Raw genomic sequence first — 1700 nt, 5'->3', positions numbered from 1 at the left:
TTATTAACTTAACCTTATTTTGGTCTTACGACCTTAAACTCATTAAATCACAGCGTTTTCGGTTTATTTTCTTGTTACTATTTCATATATTTCTATATGGAATTTGATATAGATATTCAATTTTCAATGGACAATCTTAACATCTTATGATGTTAATGGAGCCTAGCGGGATCGAACCGCTGACCTCCTGCGTGCAAAGCAGGCGCTCTCCCAGCTGAGCTAAGGCCCCACAAGACCTCTCAAAACTAAACAAAACTTCCCAAACGTGCTTCCGTTATGTCCTTATGGACTTCCTTAGAAAGGAGGTGATCCAGCCGCACCTTCCGATACGGCTACCTTGTTACGACTTCACCCCAATCATCTATCCCACCTTAGGCGGCTGGCTCCTAAAAGGTTACCTCACCGACTTCGGGTGTTACAAACTCTCGTGGTGTGACGGGCGGTGTGTACAAGGCCCGGGAACGTATTCACCGCGGCGTGCTGATCCGCGATTACTAGCGATTCCGACTTCATGTAGGCGAGTTGCAGCCTACAATCCGAACTGAGACTGGCTTTAAGAGATTAGCTTGCCGTCACCGGCTTGCGACTCGTTGTACCAGCCATTGTAGCACGTGTGTAGCCCAGGTCATAAGGGGCATGATGATTTGACGTCATCCCCACCTTCCTCCGGTTTATTACCGGCAGTCTCGCTAGAGTGCCCAACTCAATGATGGCAACTAACAATAGGGGTTGCGCTCGTTGCGGGACTTAACCCAACATCTCACGACACGAGCTGACGACAACCATGCACCACCTGTCACCGATGTACAAAAGTAAAACTCTATCTCTAGAGCGGGCATCGGGATGTCAAGACCTGGTAAGGTTCTTCGCGTTGCTTCGAATTAAACCACATGCTCCACCGCTTGTGCGGGCCCCCGTCAATTCCTTTGAGTTTCAACCTTGCGGTCGTACTCCCCAGGCGGAGTGCTTAATGCGTTAGCTGCGGCACTAAGCCCCGGAAAGGGCCTAACACCTAGCACTCATCGTTTACGGCGTGGACTACCAGGGTATCTAATCCTGTTTGCTCCCCACGCTTTCGAGCCTCAGCGTCAGTTACAGACCAGAGAGCCGCTTTCGCCACCGGTGTTCCTCCATATATCTACGCATTTCACCGCTACACATGGAATTCCACTCTCCCCTTCTGCACTCAAGTCTCGCAGTTTCCAAAGCGAACAATGGTTGAGCCACTGCCTTTAACTTCAGACTTACGAAACCGCCTGCGCTCGCTTTACGCCCAATAAATCCGGACAACGCTCGGGACCTACGTATTACCGCGGCTGCTGGCACGTAGTTAGCCGTCCCTTTCTGGTAAGATACCGTCACTTGATGAATTTTCCACTCTCATCAACGTTCTTCTCTTACAACAGAGCTTTACGATCCGAAAACCTTCTTCACTCACGCGGCGTTGCTCGGTCAGGGTTGCCCCCATTGCCGAAGATTCCCTACTGCTGCCTCCCGTAGGAGTTTGGGCCGTGTCTCAGTCCCAATGTGGCCGATCACCCTCTCAGGTCGGCTATGTATCGTGGCCTTGGTGAGCCTTTACCTCACCAACTAGCTAATACAACGCAGGTCCATCTCGTAGTGATGCTGTTGCATCTTTCAAGCTAATAACATGAGTTATCAACTGTTATGCGGTATTAGCTATCGTTTCCAATAGTTAT

1 tRNA gene and 1 rRNA gene are annotated in these 1700 nt (G+C 49.9%); both read right to left on the bottom strand.

Features of this window, described 5'->3' with window-relative positions:
• Positions 1-156: 156 nt before the first annotated feature.
• A tRNA-Ala gene (locus A3GS_RS0109605) sits at positions 157-229 on the bottom strand.
• A 69-nt stretch (positions 230-298) separates the two neighbouring features.
• Positions 299-1700 (bottom strand): 16S ribosomal RNA (locus A3GS_RS0109600); the annotation flags it as partial.

The sequence above is a fragment of the Streptococcus caballi DSM 19004 genome (genome assembly GCF_000379985.1).
In the GTDB taxonomy this organism is placed as follows: Bacteria; Bacillota; Bacilli; order Lactobacillales; family Streptococcaceae; genus Streptococcus; species Streptococcus caballi.
The sequence above is the reverse complement of the archived record's forward strand: the minus strand, read 5'-3'. Positions and strand labels throughout refer to the sequence as shown.